8 protein-coding genes are annotated in these 19,617 nt (G+C 37.5%); 7 read left to right on the forward strand and 1 reads right to left on the reverse strand.

Annotated elements, in window-relative coordinates:
- The first annotated feature begins 10 nt into the window (after positions 1-10).
- The 6 genes from B5D25_RS11600 to B5D25_RS11625 all read left to right on the forward strand — a co-directional run bounded on the left by B5D25_RS11600 (position 11) and on the right by B5D25_RS11625 (position 18,157).
- On the forward strand, positions 11-250 hold the full coding sequence (locus tag B5D25_RS11600; protein WP_078788134.1) for an acyl carrier protein: 240 nt from the start codon (positions 11-13) through the stop codon (positions 248-250).
- A complete protein-coding gene (locus B5D25_RS11605) occupies positions 250-8,541 on the forward strand; it encodes a non-ribosomal peptide synthetase (RefSeq protein WP_159444168.1) in 8,292 nt (2,763 codons plus the stop codon). The genes B5D25_RS11600 and B5D25_RS11605 overlap by 1 nt, the downstream gene beginning before the upstream one ends.
- A gap of 5 nt (positions 8,542-8,546) precedes the next feature.
- Complete coding sequence (locus B5D25_RS11610) at positions 8,547-9,263, forward strand: thioesterase II family protein (protein ID WP_143000681.1); 717 nt, start codon at positions 8,547-8,549, stop codon at positions 9,261-9,263.
- A gap of 13 nt (positions 9,264-9,276) precedes the next feature.
- A complete protein-coding gene (locus B5D25_RS11615) occupies positions 9,277-10,014 on the forward strand; it encodes a thioesterase II family protein (protein WP_159444169.1) in 738 nt (245 codons plus the stop codon).
- A 4-nt stretch (positions 10,015-10,018) separates the two neighbouring features.
- The gene (locus tag B5D25_RS11620; protein WP_078788138.1) at positions 10,019-17,416 is read left to right on the forward strand and encodes a non-ribosomal peptide synthetase; all 7,398 of its coding nucleotides are present in this window, start codon (positions 10,019-10,021) and stop codon (positions 17,414-17,416) included.
- A gap of 189 nt (positions 17,417-17,605) precedes the next feature.
- Positions 17,606-18,157 (forward strand): glutathione peroxidase, encoded by a 552-nt coding sequence (locus tag B5D25_RS11625; protein ID WP_078788139.1) that lies wholly within the window; start codon positions 17,606-17,608, stop codon positions 18,155-18,157.
- A 60-nt stretch (positions 18,158-18,217) separates the two neighbouring features.
- Here B5D25_RS11625 and B5D25_RS11630 read toward each other — a convergent pair whose 3' ends face one another.
- A complete protein-coding gene (locus B5D25_RS11630) occupies positions 18,218-19,096 on the reverse strand; it encodes an AraC family transcriptional regulator (RefSeq protein WP_159444170.1) in 879 nt (292 codons plus the stop codon).
- Positions 19,097-19,476: 380 nt separating this feature from the next.
- On the opposite strand from B5D25_RS11630, the gene B5D25_RS11635 reads away from it, so the two are divergent.
- Positions 19,477-19,617: helix-turn-helix domain-containing protein (locus tag B5D25_RS11635; protein ID WP_078788141.1), on the forward strand; the 141-nt coding region annotated here is incomplete at its 3' end.

Consider the following 19,617-nt stretch of genomic DNA (forward strand, 5'->3'; position numbering starts at 1 on the left):
GGAGCAGTAAATGAGTAGCAGCGAAGAGAGAGTTTACAAGATTTGGTGTGATGTTTTTAAAAGGAACGATATAGATATTGAAGATAATTTTTTTGAAATAGGCGGAAATTCACTTATCGGTATGAAGATAATCACTATTTTAAATAAAGAATTGGAAAGAATAGACGTTACGGATTTCTTTGAATATCAGACCATTAAAGATATAGCAGCAAAGATAGACAGAGACTACAAATGGAGGAAACAGCCATAATGGAAAAGATATATAGCGCTTCTCCGATGCAGCAGGGAATGTATTTTCACGATATGATTTCGGAACAGGCTCTGTACTACAATCAGGTCAGTTTTGGCATTGAAGGATCACTTGATATAGAGAATTTTAAGAGAAGTGTACAGCTTCTGATAGATACCCATGAAGTTTTGCGAAGCAGGTACTTCCTGTCGGGAGAGAAAAATGTATCTGTCGGTATTGCAGAACAGGGACAAAGGAAGGCGGAGGTGGAAGTTAAAGATATCACTTCCCTTTCTGAAGAAGAAAAAGATAAGTTTGTTGAAGATGAAATAAGAGCAGGAAGCAGGAGAAAGGTTGATCTTGAAAAAGGTGAACTTATGCATATGGCTCTTTATAGATATAGTGATAATTATCATGTACTTGTTTGGGGCTGTCATCATATTGCCCTTGACGGATGGTGCATGTCTATACTTATCAATGAATTGTTCGGATATTACAGTGCTTCGCTAAAAGGTGATTTCAGCATCAAGGAAGAAGTTCCTTATTCAAGTTATCTTGAATGGCTGAAAGAAAGTAATGATAAAGAAAGTGCTGATTACTGGAAAGATTACCTGAAGGATAAACCCGAAAGGGTGGTGCTTCCTACATGGAAGAAGACAGGTTCATACAGTCTTGACAGAGAATTTGTAAGACTGAATATTTCTAAGGAAAAGATGGACAAGGTAAAGAATATTGCAGCAGGCTATCATGTGACTGTAAGCACAATAATTCAGGGAATCTGGGGACTTCTTGTATGTAAATACGGTAATACAAAAGAAGCAATCTGGGGATGTGTAACATCCGGACGAAGCGTTCCGGTGGATGATGCTGATAGTATTGTAGGTTTATTCATAAATACACTTCCGGTTATATTCCGACTTGATAAAGACAACATTTTTCTTGAACAGTTAAATAAACTGGGAATGGATATTTTTCAGGCGGAATTCAGAAGCAGGGTATCTCTTAATGATATTTCGGACAGACCTCAGGAACTTTTTGATCATATATTTGCATTCGAAAATCTTGAATTTGCGGACATGTTAAGTGGAGCAAAGTTTGATACTTTGATGATCAAGAATGCAAAGTTTTATGACAGAACCAACTACGACCTTACTATTAAGGCTCAGCCTTCCGATGAATTATATATAGAGTGGCATTACAATCCTGAAGTATATGACAGAAGGGGTATAGAGCAGATTGCAAAAAGCTACAGCATACTTCTTGACCAGCTTATAAATAATCCGGAGAAAAAAGTTAAGGACTTCAAACTTTTAACAGAGGATGAAGAGTTAAAACTGATCGCAGAGATTAATAAAAAATATGATAAAACAGTAAGCATTAATACAGTTCAGGAACAGTTTGTGAAGATAGCATCAGAATATAAAGACAGTGTTGCTATAAGAGAAAACGGAAATGATCTATATTACAGTGAACTTCTGAACAGATCTTATAATGTTGCATCAACCCTCAAAAATAACGGGGCTGAACATGGAGACGTCATAGGTATAGATGCGGTAAATGGAACTGATACTGTTTCATGCATGCTTGGAATTCTCATGGCAGGTTGTACCTATCTTCCATTGGATATTAAACTTCCGGAGAAAAGAAGAGAATACTTCATAGAAAAAACAGGTATGTCGATTGTTATATCCGATAAACCTGAAATGTATAAAGACGGCTTAACCATAATAAGTAAAAATGATGCAATCGGATATAATGTAGGATCATCAAATGGCAAGTTGCTGAATGAAAAGTATCTTCCGGGAGATATAGCATATATCATGTTTACTTCAGGTTCTACGGGTGAACCGAAAGGAGTATGCATATCATCAGGCTCATTATACAGCTTTGCAGCTATAAGCAAGAACAGTCTTCAGTATGGACTTCCGGGTGACAGGGTAGCTCAGGTTGCTGTACTTTCTTTTGATGCAAGTATATATGAAATATTCTCAACCTTATTGACCGGGGGAACAGTGGTTATTGCCTCTCCGGAGGATAAGGAGAATGCAGTTAATCTTACAAAATTTTTCAGGGAAGAAAAGATAACAAGAGCATTTATAACAACGCAGCTCTTCAATCTTATGGTTGATGAGGATGTGAAATGCTTTGAAGGCGCAAGGATAATATCAGCCGGTGGAGAGAGAGCTTCAGCAAGACATTTCAGAAAAGCAGCTGATGAAAATCCGGATGTAAAGATAATCAATACATATGGACCTACTGAATGCGTATGTTTTGCTTCGGGTTATCTTGTTAAACCATTCAGTGAAGAAGCAGAGGAGATACCTATAGGTTTACCGGAAGCAAATCACATATTTTATGTTATGGATGGTGACGGAAATCTGTGTCCTCCATATGCAGAGGGAGAATTATATATAGGCGGAGATAATGCCTCAGGATATTTCGGACGTGAGGATCTTACAAATGAAGCCTTTATAGAAGATCCATTTAGTGAAGGCAGGAAGATATATAAATCCGGGGATATGGTGCGCTATATTCCCGGCGAAGGAATGCTCTTCCTTAATCGAAAAGATACTCAGGTAAAGATAAGAGGATTCAGAATCGAAGCCGGTGAGATCGAAAATGCATTAAACAGCTGCAATAATGTTAAACAGAGTTTTGTAAGAATAGTAAAGAAGAATGAAATATGGAAGATATATGGCTATTATACATCCGATCAGGCTGTAGAAGCTGAGGATGTTAAAAATGAGCTTTCAAAATATCTTCCTTCATACATGATGCCGAATGCCCTTCTTCAGATGAAGGAATTTCCTATGAATAAAAACGGCAAGATAGATAAGAATAGTTTTCCTGATATTGAAAATGATACGGAAACAGTATTTGTTCTTCCGCAAAATGATGTTCAGAATAAACTTCTTTCTATATGGCAGGAAGTTCTCGGAGATAAGGAAATAGGAATAAGACATAACTTCTTCGAGCATGGCGGAGATTCCATTAAGGCTATGCAGATTATAGGTCTCATGAAGAAGTACGGCTTAAATGCAGAGATAAGAACTCTTTTCCATAATCCTACAATTGAAAAATTCTCAGAATATGTATATCAGGGAGAATCACAGTCACAGGAAGCTTTGGAAGGTGAATGTCCTCTTCTCCCGATACAGAAGGAATTCTTCAAAGAAAATTATGCTGATAAAGATCATTTCAACCAAAGTGCACTGGTTAAGATCAAGGCATCCGTGACGAAAGAACAGTTGGAGCATGTGATGGACGGATTAATAGCTCATCATGATATGCTTCGTGCCAAATATATATATTCCGGTGATAAGGTTACTCAGTATATTCAGCCGGTGGGTGCAAAATCATATATGATCCATGAATTTGAGTCGTATGATAAAGCTTTTACTGATGATGAGATGGATAAAGAGATTGAGAATATCCAGAAAATGATGGATATCGAGAAGGGTATACTTATCCAACTTGGATTATTTAAGGAAAAGGAAGCGGCATATCTTTTCATAGCTGTACATCATTTGGTAATGGACGGTGTTTCGTTCAGACTGATCCTTAGAGATATAAGAGATCTTTTTAAGGGTGAGTTAAATAATGAAAAGACGATACTTACACCAAAGACGGTATCATACAGAGATTATGCAAAAGCTCAGGAAGAAGCAGAAATTAAAGAGCTTCCTTGGGATGAGACCGGCTGTACAAATCTTGACAGATTGTCCGGTATTTCATCTCCTGAAAGACAGCTTAAATTAAAGGACAGAAAGTCGGTTTCATTTATCCTGTCAGGAGACGAGAAGATTGGTCTAAATAAATATTTACGTCTGGCAAGAGGAGTCGAATATGCTGATGCACTTCTGACCATAATTTCCAAGTCAATAAGCGATACTTTCGGAATTAAAAAGTTTGCTGTGGATATTGAACATAACGGTAGAGGTTTTGGTAATCAAAGCTTTGATCTTTCGAATACAGTCGGATGGTTTACTGCTATATATCCATATATTTTTAATGATGATAATGATGACCTTGAAAAGCTGATAAAGAATACATCCGACATCCAGAAGAAATACAGAAAATACAGTTCGGAATACATGATCAGGAAGATAAGCGGCGGGACAGATAAAGAAAATGAGATAACTCGTCCGGAAATCTGTTTCAACTATCTGGGTGATTTCGATAATCTTGGTGAAAAGTCAGAAGAGTTTGAGATTGTTAAAAAGACTACAACAGGCAACAGATCAGAGGAGCAGAGAACTGATTATCATCTTGAGATCAATTCACTTTCCTTCGGCGACAGTCTCCGGATAATGATCGATTATGATGACAAGATACTTGATGAGAATAGTATAAATTCATTTATTTCGAAGATTAATAATTATATATCTCATCTTGGTGCTGTATCTGAAGATAAGTTTTATGAACCTTTCCCTCTTTCATCTCTTCAGATGGCTTACTTTATCGGTAAGCAGGATTTCTATGAACTGGGTGGATTTACGACTCATAACTACATAGAGATGGAAACAAAGGTTGATATTGAAAGATTAAATAATGCTCTTCAGAAACTTATCATTAATCAGGAAATGCTTAGAACGGTAGTGGTAAAGGACGGAACCCAGCGAGTTCTTCGCGAGATTCCTGAATATAAGATAGAACTTGAAGATCTGAGAGGCTTATCAAAAGAAGAACAGGAAAGACAGATCAAAGCTAAGCGAAATGAACTTTCACACTATGTTTTTGATATATATCATTTCCCATTATTTGATATTGGAGGCTTTATCCTTACAGATGAAGATAAGTATCTTTTCATAGGTTATGACACCATTATGCTTGACTCAGGAAGTGCAAATCTTCTTATACGCGATCTTGCATATTATTATCTTCACCCGGATGAGACACCTGTACCTCTCGATTATCATTACAGGGATTATATCTATGACTGGGAGAATCTTAAAACAGGTGATCTGTATGAAGAGGCAAAGGAATATTGGACTTCGAAACTTGAAACATTTCCTGAGGCTCCACGTCTTCCGATGATATGTGATCCCGAACAGGTTACAAAGGGGCATTTCCTTAGAAAAGTAAAGAGATATTCGGTGGATGAATATAATATTCTGAAACGTAAATCTGCATCTCACAGAATGACTATATCGGCACTTCTTCTCAGTGTTTACGCACATACGATGAATTTCTACAGTGGCATGGACAGATTTGCACTTAATCTTACTATATTCAACAGACCGACATTCAATAAGGATATAGAAAGATTATACGGCGATTTTACATCTACAATACTTCTTGATTTTGATCTTTCGGAAGGGAAAAATTTCTGGGAGGAAAGTGAAAAGGTTCAGGCTACTTTGGGTAAGGCACTTGAGTACAGAATATATGATGGTATTAATTTCTCAAGAGATGTTATGAGAAAGTTCCGTTATCCAAAGACTAAGGCTATGATGCCGATGGTATTCACAAGCCTTCTCTTTGAAAATGATATCTGGGAAGACGTCAAAAATCTCGGTGATGTTAAGTGGCAGATCGGTCAGACTCCTCAGGTTTATGTAGATTTCAATGTTCTTGAACAGGGCGGTGAACTTGTTATCCAGATGGATTATGTAAGTGAGCTTTTCGATGAAGATATGATTGAAAAGGTATTCAGCGCATATTGCCATATGCTTGATGATGTAGCGGGAAATAAAGATGAGATATGGCAGCCTTGTCTTTCTGAAGAAGAGGAAAGTAAGAGAGCGGCCTATAACGATACGAATGAAGAAGTTCGTGATGAAACAACTCTTATCAAACTGTTTGATACAGCATCAGCTTCACATGAAGAAAAGACTGCGCTCATCTATGGTAAAGAAAAGATAAGCTATAAAGAGCTGAACCGACTTTCTGACAGAATCGCTTATGATCTCATAAAGAACGGGAACAGTCATGAACCTGTGGGTATCATGATAGAAAGAACTCCGGGAACGATCATAAATATCCTGGGAATCTTAAAAGCAGGAGGGTGTTATGTTCCGATACTTCCTGATTTCCCTAAGGAAAGAGTCAGATATATCGAAGAGACAAGTAAACTTAAGATAATTCTTACTGCGGATAAATATAAAGATCTACCTGATGCGGACAAAGATATAGATCTTATGAGTTACAGACCTGAACCGGAAGACAGTGCATATATTCTTTTCACTTCCGGAAGTACAGGAACACCTAAGGGAGTAGAGATACTTCATAAGGCGGCCGCCAATACAATACAGGGTGCAAACCAGGTATATGGAGTTGACGAAAATGATGTGATCATCGGAATGTCCGAAATGAGTTTTGATATGTCGGTTTATGACATATTTGGTTCTCTTGGTGCAGGAGGAACACTCGTAATGGTTCCGGATGTACATGCTATTGAGGACGTAGCCATGATGGTGGAAGAGCATAAGGTCAGCGTATGGCAGACAGTGCCTGCATTGATGCAGATGTATATGAGTATAAGGAAAGCAGGGCAGGGTTCATCTATAAGGCATGTCATGCTCGGTGGTGACTTTATCCCGAAACAGCTTGCGAAGGATATCTTGGAAAAATTACCGAATGCAAGGTTTATGAGCATAGGCGGACCGACAGAAACGGCAATTATGGATATCTATTATGAAGTCAAAGAAGTGAAAGATGAATGGAAAAGCATTCCTTATGGTTATCCGATACGTAATTCACAGATTTATATTATGGACTCAAAGGGCCGTGAATGTCCCGATGAAGTAATGGGTGAGATTTGTGCCGGCGGAATGGGCATTGCAAAGGGATATGTCGGAATGCCGGAGCTTACCAAAGAAAGATTTATAGATCATGAGAAATACGGAAGGATCTTTAGAACAGGAGATTACGGAATCTATAAAAAAGACGGATATGTTGAAATATGCGGTCGAAAGGATGGTCAGGTAAAGATACAGGGAATGCGTATTGAACTTGGAGAGATAGAAAATGTTCTCTTGAAACATCCGGGAGTAACTCAGGCGGCTGCTTTAATCCATGAAGATAAGAATGGTTCAAGACAGATTGTCTGCTTTGTTGAAGCGGATAATGAAGAGTATCCGGCAAAAGAATTTATAGATTTTGCAGCAGAATATCTGACTGATTATATGAGACCTTCAATAGTAAGAGTATTGGATAAACTTCCTTTATCAGGCAACAACAAGATTGACAGAAGAAAGCTTATGGAAAGCCTTGCTGAAATTCAGTCTGAGAAACGTGAGATAGTTTTACCTGAAAATGAGATAGAAGAAAAACTCCTGGAAATATGGAAAGAAGTTTTATGTGTAGATGAAGCCGGAGTTACAGATGACTTCTTCGAATGCGGAGGAGATTCTCTTAAGGCTATGGAATTACTTTCGAAGATAAAGAAAGAACTTGACTGGAGCGGACTTCTTCTTACGGATATCCTTAAATCAGGTACTATAAGAGGTCTTGCTGAATTTAAATTAAGCGGCTCGAAAGGAAGTATTTTAAGAGAATTATCCGAGATTAGTCCGGATAAGAAGAAAGCATTCTTCATTCATGGAGGTAACGGAAGCGCGGATAGTTATAAGAAAATAGTTGCTGTGGTTAAAGACAGACTGAATTGTTATGGCATTGACCTTATGAAGGCAGTAACTCTTGAACCGAAGAAGATTTCTCTTAGAGAACTTGCAGAGGAGTATGCTGAAGCAATTACATCTGTAACTGTTCCGGAAGATGAGGTGACTCTTGTGGGATGGTGTATCGGAGGAACCATTTGCTTTGAAGCAGCATATATTCTTGAAAAAGCCGGATATACCAGGATAAAGCTTATGTTCCTTGATACTCAGGATCCGGGAAGAGATGTTATCTATGATTATACAGTTGATACTGAGCTTGAGTTTATAAAGAGTTTATCTTTCGATAAATATCCTGAAGGTCTGGATGATATAAATGATATTTCCGAATTCTGGGAAAAAGTTGTAAAAGCTATTGAAGATGATAAAGAGCTTGAAAAAGAAGTAAAGAAATCATTTATGACCATGACAGCGGGAATACTTATGAACCCTGAACAGCTATCTGTAAGAGAAACTATCATGCTCAACAACTTTTTCAGAAGTACTGTAGACAATGCTCACAATGTCAGTGTCAGCGGAAAACTTCATCATACGAAGGCGATATATATTAAAGCGGCTGAAAACAGTGTATCGGAAGATCCGAATAAATGGCAGGAATATTTCGATGAGGAATTACCTGTTATAACACTTGAAGGTACACATTTCAGCATTATGGAAGATTATATAGAGAAATATACAGATTGGTTGGGATAAAAAATATGAATGTTGTATTTTGCTTTCCATATGCAGGCGGTTCAGCGTCTGCATATGGAGATTTGAAGAGATTAGGCAGAACCAGAGATATTGAAGTGGTTCCGATAGAATATGCCGGTCGAGCATCGAGAATAAGCGATCCTTTATATAGTGATATTTATGAAACCGCTGAGGATTGTTACAGACAGATAAAGGAATATCTTTCAAAGCACAGAGTCAGTGAGTATGGCTTTTTCGGGCACAGCATGGGAAGCTGGGTCGTATATGAAGTCGCTAAACTTGTTCAATACAGAGAAGAGTTAAATAAACCGAAAGTCATTTTCTTTTCCGCTAATACAATACCACAGATTGAGATAGACAAGAAAATGAGCGGCCTGGCAAATGATGTTTTCTGGGAGGAGATGTACCTTCAGGGTGGACTTGAGAAAGAGCTTTATGAAGTTAAAGAGTTTAAAGATTACATCCTTCCGATCATCAAAAATGATTACAGGATTCTGGAAGAATATGCCGGACCGGATGTTGAAAAATACAAGATAGATTCCGATGTATGTGTTCTAGCCGGAAGGGAAGACAATATATCGGAAAGTGAGTGCCGTGACTGGAGCCAGTTTACGGATCATGAATTTGATATCAGATGGTTCAATGGAGATCATTTCTATATACGAAATGAAGGAAGTAAGCTCGTGGATTTATTTTGCAGAAAGATGAATCGGGAAGCATGAAAGGATGAGTTGTATGAATAAATGGATTGCACATGAAAGTAACGGCGACAAGGATATAAATCTTTTTGCGTTTCCTCATGCGGGAGGAACAGCAGCTTTCTTCGCAACATGGGGAAGGATTCTTAAAGATATATCGATCTTGCCTGTTCAGTATCCCATGAGAGAAAAAAGGATAAGAGAGAAACTTCAGGATAGTCTTATTGAGATGGCTCACTGTTTTGTGGATGAGAGTATTGACCTTATAAAAGAGAAGAAATTCGCATTTATCGGACATTGCAGCGGAAGCATTGTGGCTTATGAAGCTGCAAAATATCTAAAAGAAAAATATAACATTCAGCCGGAGGTTTTATTTGTATCTTCATGTTATTCGCCGGAAAATTATTCTGCGCCGATACTTAGCAATTTAAGTAATGATAAGCTTTTGGAAGTTATAAAAGAGTCGGGCTTTGTCTCCGAAGAATTAATAAATGAACCAATTATGTTTGAATATTTCGCGCCGATTGTGAAAAAGGATTTTTACCTTCAGGAAAATTACAAGGCCGGAGAAACGGTAAAACTGAATTCGCAGATAGTATGTATGTACGGAAAAGAAGATGAGGCATTAAGTAAAAGAGAAAATATAAGTGACTGGAGAAGATATACAGATACTGCTTTTTATATAGAGGAGTTTAATGGAAGCCATTTCTATCTTGAGAAGGAGATTGATAAAGTTGGGGAAGTTATAGAAAATCACTTGATAAGGAGAGACTAAAGAAATGGAAAAGAAAACATTACTGACTGATGTTCAGTTTGCATATATGATGGGTAGAAATGAACATCTCTATCTCGGAGGAATTTCTACACATTTCTATGCGGAATTTGAAAGAAATCTTGACCCGGTGTTGGTTGAAAATTCCGTTAACAGAGTTATAGTCCGTCAGGAAATGCTTAGGACTTATATTGCAGAAGACGGTACACAGAGAATTCTGGATGAGGCCCCAAGATATAAAGTTATATGTGAAGATTTAAGCGGATTATCAGATGATGAGAGAGAAAGAATCCTTTTGGATTACAGAAATAAGAATTCTGACAGGGTATTTCCTTTAGGAAAATGGCCTATGTTCGAGTTCCATATGTTTAAAGTCCGCGAAGACAGATATCGTCTGATAGTTGACTTCGACATGATGCTCGTTGACGGTATGAGTACAGAACTTCTTATACAGGAACTCTTGAGTAATTATGATAATGATGAAGAAGTTGAGAAGCTTCCGATTTCATTTTCTGATTTCATAGTCAGTCAGAGCGAAAAAAGAGAAGAACGCAGTGAGGAGGATATGAATTTCTGGAATGAAAGAATAAATGATTTCCAGGCAGGACCGTTCCTTAATAAGCTTGATGAAAGTATGCCGGACGTTCCGAAATTCAATTTTATGGAATATATCATATCCGAGGAGGATTGGTCGAAAAGGGAGAGTTATCTCAGAGAGAAGAAGATTCTTCCATCGATATATCTTCTTACTGCATATGCGAAGACTGTCTCTAAGTGGACGAATCTTGATAAGATAACCATAAATATGACGGTATCGGACAGAAAGGGACTTAACCTTTCAAAAGTTATAGGCGATTTCACAAAGATACTTCCTGTTGATTTTGATTTTAGTGATGACAAGGATATTTATGAGATAAGCAGGGAAACACAGAAGAAGATATCTGTCTATAAGAAACATCTCAATTGCAATATGATGGCTGTTGCTAAAAATGTCTGCATTAAAGATGATGTTGAAGATAAGGCTGCATTTCCATTTGTATTTACGGGAATGTTCTTTGATCTGGCAAAGGAGGGTTGGCAGGAATTCGGTGAAAGAATATATCAGGCCAGTCAGACTCCACAGGTTCTTCTTGATAATCAGATAACACTTAAAAGCGGTGCTCTGACAATTCATTGGGATTATCCTAAGCAGTATTGGAACAGAGACAGACTTCAGGATGTTCAAAGATATTTTGTTGAAACAGCGCTTTACGGCGAATCAAAGGTTCTGGATGAATGTGCTGAAGAAAGTTATGCAAAATATAATGATACAAAGGAAGATATTCCATATATTTCACCTGTGAAACTCATACATGATCAGGCAGTTAATAATCCGGATAATACTGCTGTTATGACAGCAAATTCCGAACTTACATATGAAGAACTCGATGAGATGTCAAGCAGGGAAGCAAATTATCTGATCAAAAACTATGGATATAAAAAAGGATATCTTATTGAAGGAGTCAGAGATTATACAACCATAGTTCATATGATAGCTGTTGCCAAAACAGGCGGTTATTATGTGCCTGTCGCTACCGGTCTTCCGGAGAAAAGAAAGGATTATGTTCTTAAAAAGAGTAATGCGGTAGAAACTCTTACTGCAGATTTTTATCGTGAGAACAGATGCGACGATCTGAGCGACAGTATGGATGATATTCCGGAAAACGGAGAAGATCTTCTTTATGTCATTTATACATCCGGAACAACAGGAAATCCGAAGGGTGTTGAGATAAGCAGAAAAGCTATGATGAATACGGTTCTTGATATGAACCGTAGATTTAATATTAACGAGGATGATAGATTTATCGGTATATCTTCTTTCGGTTTTGACCTTTCTGTATATGATGTTTTCGGTTCGCTCACTACGGGAGCAGCAGTATTTCTTCATGATAAGCAGGAGAATATCTACGGTATGATCGAAGAACTTGAAGAATTCCCTATAAGTGTTTGGAATACTGTTCCTGTTTTGATGCAGATACTTGTAAATGAACTGGATAAAGACTATGTAAATAATAACTTGAGACTTGTCCTTCTGAGTGGTGACTGGATTCCTGTGGATCTTCCGGATAAGATAAAGAAACATTTTCCAAAAGCAAATGTTATAAGTCTCGGTGGGGCTACTGAAGCATCGATATGGTCGATTTACTATCCGATAGAAGAGGTTAAGGAGAATTGGAAGAGTATACCTTATGGATATCCGCTTTCAAATCAGACCATGTACATACTCGGATATGACAAGAAAGCGCTTCCGGAGAATATTGAAGGTGATATTTATATCGGTGGTATCGGAGTAGCTCTCGGTTATCAAAATGATGAGGAGAAGACAAAGGCTTCATTTATCAATCATCCTATATACGGACGTTTATATGCAACAGGTGACAGAGGATATTTATCAAATGAAGGTTATATGGTCTTCTGTGGAAGAAAAGATAATCAGGTTAAGATACACGGTAATCGTATAGAGCTCGGAGAGATAGAAAGTTGTCTTAAAAAGCAGCCTAATATTATCGCTGCAGTTGCACAGGTTGTATCCGGAAGCGGCAATACGAAAAAGCTTTTTGGTTACTATGTTCCTGCCGACAGTATGCCATATGATAAAGAGTGGGTTGAAGAAACAGCGGCCGTACAGAAAAAGGCTATGGAAGAAAGTGAAAGAAATCTTCCGGATTATCTTACAACAGATGAGTATAAGGATATTTCCGATTCTCTTGAAGAAGTAAGTACAGCCATAATAAGCAATACATTTTATAAATTTGATTTCTTTACAAATAAAGATGAGATCTATACACTGGATAATCTCTTCCTGGAAGGAAAGATAATAGAAAGATACAGAAAACTGATCAACCAGTGGGCTGATGTAATGGTAAAGATCGGCAAACTCAGTAAGAAACGTGAGGGAGTATATCAGGTTACAGAACCTTTAAAAGAAATTGATGTAGATAGCCTTTATGATGAGATCATGAAGAAAAAAGGTGTATCTTATTGGGGTGGATCATTTGAATTTCTTATGCTCTGTAACAAAAATGTTCTTGATATACTGAAAGCTGATGTTAACCCGCTTACAATACTTTTCCCTGAAGGCGAGACTAACAGAGCGGAGAATATATATAGATCAAATCCTGTAGCTGAGTATATGAATATGCTTACTGCATCAGCTATAGAGGAATATATAAAGAACTGGAAGAAAGACAGACCTGTACGAATACTGGAATTTGGTGCAGGAACAGGTGGTACTACTGCTGACATTCTTGAAAGGATCAAGAATTATAATATTGAATATACATTTACAGACCTTTCAACATTCTTTACTGAAAAAGCAAAAGAGAAATTCGCACAGTATGATTTCATTAAGTACGGTATCTTCAATATCGACCAGCTTCCTCAGGCGCAGGGATATCAGCCGGAATGCTTTGATATTATAATCGGAGCAAATGTTCTTCATGATTCAAAGATAATCAATAAGACTTTGAAGAATTTCAGATATATGCTGGCTAAAGAAGGTATGCTTGTTGCACTGGAAGTAACAACCAACAAGATATATCACAAAGTTTCCATCGGATTCATTGAAGGATTTTCAGGATATAACGATGAACGACTTAAGAAAAATGAACCGCTTTTATCTGCAAGGGAATGGAAAGAGGAGATGGAAAAATGTGGATTCATATTGGCATCTTCTTATCCGGAAGAATCATCTCCGGCGGAAGTTTTCGATCAGCATGTAATATATAGCTATTCAGCTTCAAGTAAAGATTATAAGTCAGAAGAGGAATTATATAAGAAACTTGAAGAAGATCTTCCGGCTTATATGATACCTGAAAAAATATATGCTTTATATGAATTGCCGCTGAGTAAAAATGCTAAGGTAAATCTTAAAGAACTTCCGTATGAAATGGGAGATGGCCAGAGAGCTAATGCAGCTATAATAAAACCTGAAACAGAAACCGAGAAACTTTTATCTGATATTATATGCGAGACTCTCGGCTTTGATGAGATAAGTACAGATGTAAATATCTTTACTGTGGGTGCTGATTCACTTAAATCCATAAGCATTCTTACAAAGCTCAAGAATCACGGTATAGAGGTATCGCTTACAAAACTTTATAAATATGCGACGATCAAGCAGTTGGCTGAATTTATCGATCATTCAGAATCCGGTGACGAAGAGAAAGTACCGGATGAGAAGCTTGAACTGGCTGACTTTAAACCTGATCTTGAACATAGATATGATCCATTCCCACTCAGTGATCTTCAGGAATCTTATTATATAGGGGCTCATGAAACTGAGGGCTTCAGCAGTATTCCTACAGCAGGATATGTTGAGATTGAGTGTCCGGGATATGATTACGACAGATTGATAAATGTCTATAAAAAAGTTATCGAGCGACATGATATCCTCAGAACTTATATTGATGACGAGGGTATGCAGCATGTTCTTAAGGAACTTGAGGATTACAGTATTCCGGTAACGGATTTAAGAGGATGGAAAGAAGAAGATGTAAAAGATTATCTTGAAAATACAAGAAGAGAAATGGTTGCTACAAGACTTGACCTGTCCATAGCACCTTTATCTAAATGTAAGTTATCACAGCTTAAAGATGACTTTGCCATACTTCATATCTATGCCGATGGACAGATCATGGATGGTTGGAGTTTCCAGTTATTCTTCACTGAGCTCGGTACATTTTATAAGAATCCTGATACTGTTATGGAACCGCTTAAGGTTACATTCAGAGATTATATAAGGTATAGAGAAGCTTTAAAAACAACAAAGAAATATGAGGCCGATAAGAAATTCTGGATGGAGAAGATACCTGATCTTCCGTCTGCAGGTGTACTTCCGGTTATGAATGACATCGCGGATCTTGATACAGTTGAAGGTATACAGGTTGAATGCGGACTTCCTATTGAAACATGGAACAATATAGAGAAGAAAGCAATGGAGCATGGTGTGTCTGCGTTCTCTGTTCTTATGACTTCTTTCGCGGTTGCTGTTGCAAGATGGAATGATAAGAAGAGATTTCTGCTTAATATTCCTGAGTTCTACAGACCTCCGTTCCATGAAGATATTTTCAAGGTTCTTGGAGAGTGCGCATCATTTCTTCTTTTTACAATGGATGATGATCCTGAAGATACATTCTACGAAAAGGTAGTTAAGACTCAGCAGCAGATCATGGAGCTTAAGGATCACAACAGCTTCAGTGGTATGGAGATTACAAGAGAGATCTACAGAAAAAATAACGGATATAGCGAAGTTCTTGCTCCGCTTGTATTTGGTATGCTGCCGGATGCTCAGGAATTCCAGGACAGATTTATTGAGATACAAAAAGAAGGTATGAGAATCAGATATCAGGAGAATCATACTTCTCAGATATGGATAGATGTTAATACCTGTGTTTACAGTGACAGAATTGAATTTAATTACAACAGTCTTAAGGGACTTATCAGAAAAGAAGTTCTTGAGAAACTTGCAGCTATGCAGAAAAATATTTTATTTGAAGCTGCAACCAATGAAGAATACTGGAATAATAAAGTTAATATTCCTCTTCCTGATGAAGATAAAGCTGTCATCGACAGAGCTAATTCGACCAAAGAAGATTTGGGTAGCACAACCCTGACAGAAATGATCAGAGATTCATTTGAGAAATATAAAGATAATATTTTTGTAAAGATGAAGGGTATTGCTTACACATATGACGAGATTCATGAGATGGTCAGAAAGGCAGCCGGAGGCTTAAAGAAGATAGGTGTTATGAAGGGCGATAAAGTTGCTGTATATATAGGTAAAGGACTTGAGCAGATAGTAAGTGCTTTAGCTACCCTGTATATAGGAGCTGTTTATGTTCCGATTGAGTATGACTATTCATATGAAGTAGTTGCCAATACATTATCATATATCGATCAAAGATATGTCCTTGTTAATGATAAGGACTATGCAGAATTAAAGAAGCATATTGAAAATGTCATAACTGTATCAGACATTATAAATGATGATATAAGCGTTGTTGATCCGGTAAATGTATCGGGCAGTGATACAGGAGTTATCATTCATACATCGGGAACTACAGGAAGGCCGAAGGCTGTAATGATAAAGCATGAATCATTGATGAATGCCATTCTTTATACCAACAGAAGATATAATGTTTCTTTTAAAGATACTGCAATGGCGGTTACTAATTCAGCTCACGATATGTCACTTTATGATATCTTCGGAATGATAGCTGCAGGAGCATCGGTTGTTATGCCTGAAGAGGATTTTGCTAAGGATCCGGAATACTGGGCAGAACTAATGACAGAATATGATGTAACTATCTGGAATTCTGTTCCGGCCATGCAGGAAATGCTGATGGAAGTGATAAATGAAAGTAACAGAAAATCTGTAGAAAAACTTAGACTGGTTATATTGGGTGGAGATTATATCAAATCCAGCCTGTTGAACAGGATAAAAAGTTGGAACAGTACGGTAAAACTTGTTTCAGCCGGTGGACCTACAGAAACTACGCTTTGGAATATACTTCATGATGTAGAAGAAAGTGACTTGGCAGAGGAGACAATTCCTTACGGTAAGCCTATCGCTAACAACAGATATTATATTTTAAATGAAAATATGCAGCAGGTTCCTCTTGGTGTTACAGGAACTTTATACGGAGCCGGAATAGGTGTGAGTTCGGGATATTTTGCCGATGAGGAGCTTACTCAAAAGAGATTTATCAAATGGAATAAAGAACTCTTATATAATACAGGCGACAGAGGACATTACAGAGAAGATGGAACCATAATATTTGATGGAAGAGAAGATCAGCAGGTTAAGGTAAATGGAAAGAGGATTGAGCTTTCAGCTATTTCTTCAACAGCTGAATCGGCTGAACATGTTGAGCAGGCGGCAGCCATAGTAAATAGTAGAAATCAGATTGTATTATTCTATACCGGAGTGGAAACTCTGACTGATGAAATAAGAGCTGTGCTTGAATCAAAACTTCCTGATTATATGATGCCGAAAGCATTTATATACCTTGATACGATACCGCTTACAATCAATGGAAAGGTAGATAAAAAATCACTTGCATCGATCTATGAAGCGTCATCAAAGAATAAAGATAAAAAGGTAACTGATAATGGTGAGATGAGTGAACTTGAAATTCTTCTCAGAGAAAAATTCTGTGAATTGTTGAATCTTTCCGGAGATGAAATTGATCTTGATTCAGACTTCTTTGCCATGGGAGGTAATTCGCTTATAGCTATGAAACTGTTGTCACAGCTTAGAGAGACCTTCGATGTGGACATATCTTTAACAGATCTTTTTATGACTTCGACAATCAGAGAAATGAAAGAACTTCTTGAAGAAAGAAATGCAATCATAAAGAAATAATATATGCCCCTTTTGCCGGAAAATAACCGGTGAAAGGGGTTTTTTCAGGATAAAAAATTGTATAAAATTTTTTGCATTTAGGTATTGACAAAATAGGATAAGTGGACATATAATGATTGTACACAATTAAACAGCGTAAAACACAAATGATATTTTCCATTATATAATTTTTGAAAAGGAGGATTTATTATGTCATCAGTTTACGATTTTCAGGTAAAAGACAGAAAGGGCAACATGGTTAGTCTCAGTGATTATGCCGGAAAGGTTCTTCTTATAGTAAATACAGCCACAGGATGTGGCTTCACTCCACATTATGAGCCGCTTGAAGCTATGTATAAGGAGTTAAAAGATCAGGGATTTGAGATACTTGATTTTCCTTGTAATCAGTTTGCTAATCAGGCACCTGAGTCTGATGATGAGATACATCAGTTCTGTACAATGAAATTCGGAACAGAATTTCCACAGTTTGGAAAGATTGATGTAAATGGAGAAACAGCAGATCCATTATTTGTATATCTTTCGGAGAAGAAACCATTTGAAGGGTTTGGCAAAGGTATCAAGAAAGCTGCACTTGCAAAGTTTTCTGATATGAATAACAAAAAGTATGGCGAAAAAGCTTATATCAAATGGAATTTCACAAAATTCCTTGTTAATAGAAAGGGAGAAGTTATAGCAAGATTTGAGCCTACAGTTGAAATGGAAGAAGTTCTTAATGCTGTAAAGGCTGAGCTTAATAACTAATCCTGTGAAGTAAGGATACAGGCATTCTGCCCCGCATGGGTATGGGGTTACACGGATTCGCTAATAAAGCTGAGATCCGGCTGGGGCAGGAGTAAGCCTGTGCAACTTACGATAATCTCTCGGAGAACAACCTGTTATCTCTCGAAATGCTTTATTGAAAGCTGTTGTTGATTGGAAGCCTGATTGAAAGGCGCATTCGGTGATGGACAGATTCTCATATGAGAGAAGACCTATGGCAGTACGTACTCTTAACTTCGACAGATATTCCGGGAATGAAATCCGCATACATTCCTTGAATATTTTGGAGAAGTAATAAGGGCTTAGTCCAATATGAGCGGCGACTTCATTCTGTGTCAAATTATCTGTTGAATGTTCGGCTATATAGTCGCATGCGGTCTGAATATGGGACCATACAACGGTTGATGCAGGGGCGCCGCTCATTTGTATTTGCCACTCATTTATAGCATGTTCACCTATCAGGAGAAGGATTTTATTTATACATAATTTGCATTTCGTTTCCGTAAAATATTTTTTCTCGGAATAATATTTGCGCATTTCGGAAATGATATCATGTATATTTTTTGCCAGGGCAGGCTCGTTCTTCATACTAATATGATGGATGTCGTTCATATATTTGGACGCAGACAAAAGATCCAGATTATGTTCAAGAGGATCTGAAGAAAACTGGATTATAAGTGATGAGCCCTTTGGAACATGAATTACACTATGAAGTTCTCTTGGCCATACCAAGAGGAGGTCGCCTTTAGATAAAGTATAACTTTTTCCGTTGATCATATACTTGCCGCCACTCTTTAAGGCAAGGGTGAATTCGGCAGCATTATGCCAGTGATCCGGAAATTCCACAGGTGACTCTTCTTCTGTCAGTGCGATACCCTGGACTGATGGATATTGAATTATCTCTCTTGATTTATTCTTCATAATACCCCTGATTTTGATCATGCAGTAACAATTGAATATATAAAAAATATCATCACATCCAGTGATAAATGATTGTGAATATATCTCATCACGTCTAGTGATAAATGATAAGAAATTGTAACTATATCTCAACACATATCATGATAAATGATAAGAAATTGTGACTATGTTTTATCACGGATTACAGATAAAAGTAACTACTCTGATCCTCAATTGTAATCCGAGATTCCATACCCAGTATCTCGGATGAGTAGTACAAGTTAATAATTATAGGTGTAAGAGAGGGGTATGGATTCTCCCTTACAAACATGTGAGGCCGACTGGAAGGTTGGTCTCATTTTTGTTATACTTTGATTTCTGGCGGCTGGAAAGGAGCTACCATGTCAAGGTTTTTATCATATGAAGATCGTTTGATCATAGCCCAGCGACTCCAGGAGAGTGCCTCCTTCGGAGAGATTGGCAAAGAACTGGGACGTGATCGCACAACCATTGCGAAGGAGGTAAAAAAGTATTCTTACGAC

It is taken from the genome of Eubacterium ruminantium (assembly GCF_900167085.1).
GTDB lineage: Bacteria > Bacillota > Clostridia > Lachnospirales > Lachnospiraceae > Eubacterium_Q > Eubacterium_Q ruminantium.

What these genes read in the sequence shown, in the direction of transcription:
- B5D25_RS11625 (WP_078788139.1), top strand. Translation starts at nt 17,606, where the DNA reads ATGTCATCAGTTTACGATTTTCAGGTAAAAGACAGAAAGGGCAACATG.
- B5D25_RS11630 (WP_159444170.1), bottom strand. Translation starts at nt 19,096, where the DNA reads ATGAAGAATAAATCAAGAGAGATAATTCAATATCCATCAGTCCAGGGT.
- B5D25_RS11610 (WP_143000681.1), top strand. Translation starts at nt 8,547, where the DNA reads ATGAATGTTGTATTTTGCTTTCCATATGCAGGCGGTTCAGCGTCTGCA.
- B5D25_RS11620 (WP_078788138.1), top strand. Translation starts at nt 10,019, where the DNA reads ATGGAAAAGAAAACATTACTGACTGATGTTCAGTTTGCATATATGATG.
- B5D25_RS11605 (WP_159444168.1), top strand. Translation starts at nt 250, where the DNA reads ATGGAAAAGATATATAGCGCTTCTCCGATGCAGCAGGGAATGTATTTT.
- B5D25_RS11600 (WP_078788134.1), top strand. Translation starts at nt 11, where the DNA reads ATGAGTAGCAGCGAAGAGAGAGTTTACAAGATTTGGTGTGATGTTTTT.
- B5D25_RS11615 (WP_159444169.1), top strand. Translation starts at nt 9,277, where the DNA reads ATGAATAAATGGATTGCACATGAAAGTAACGGCGACAAGGATATAAAT.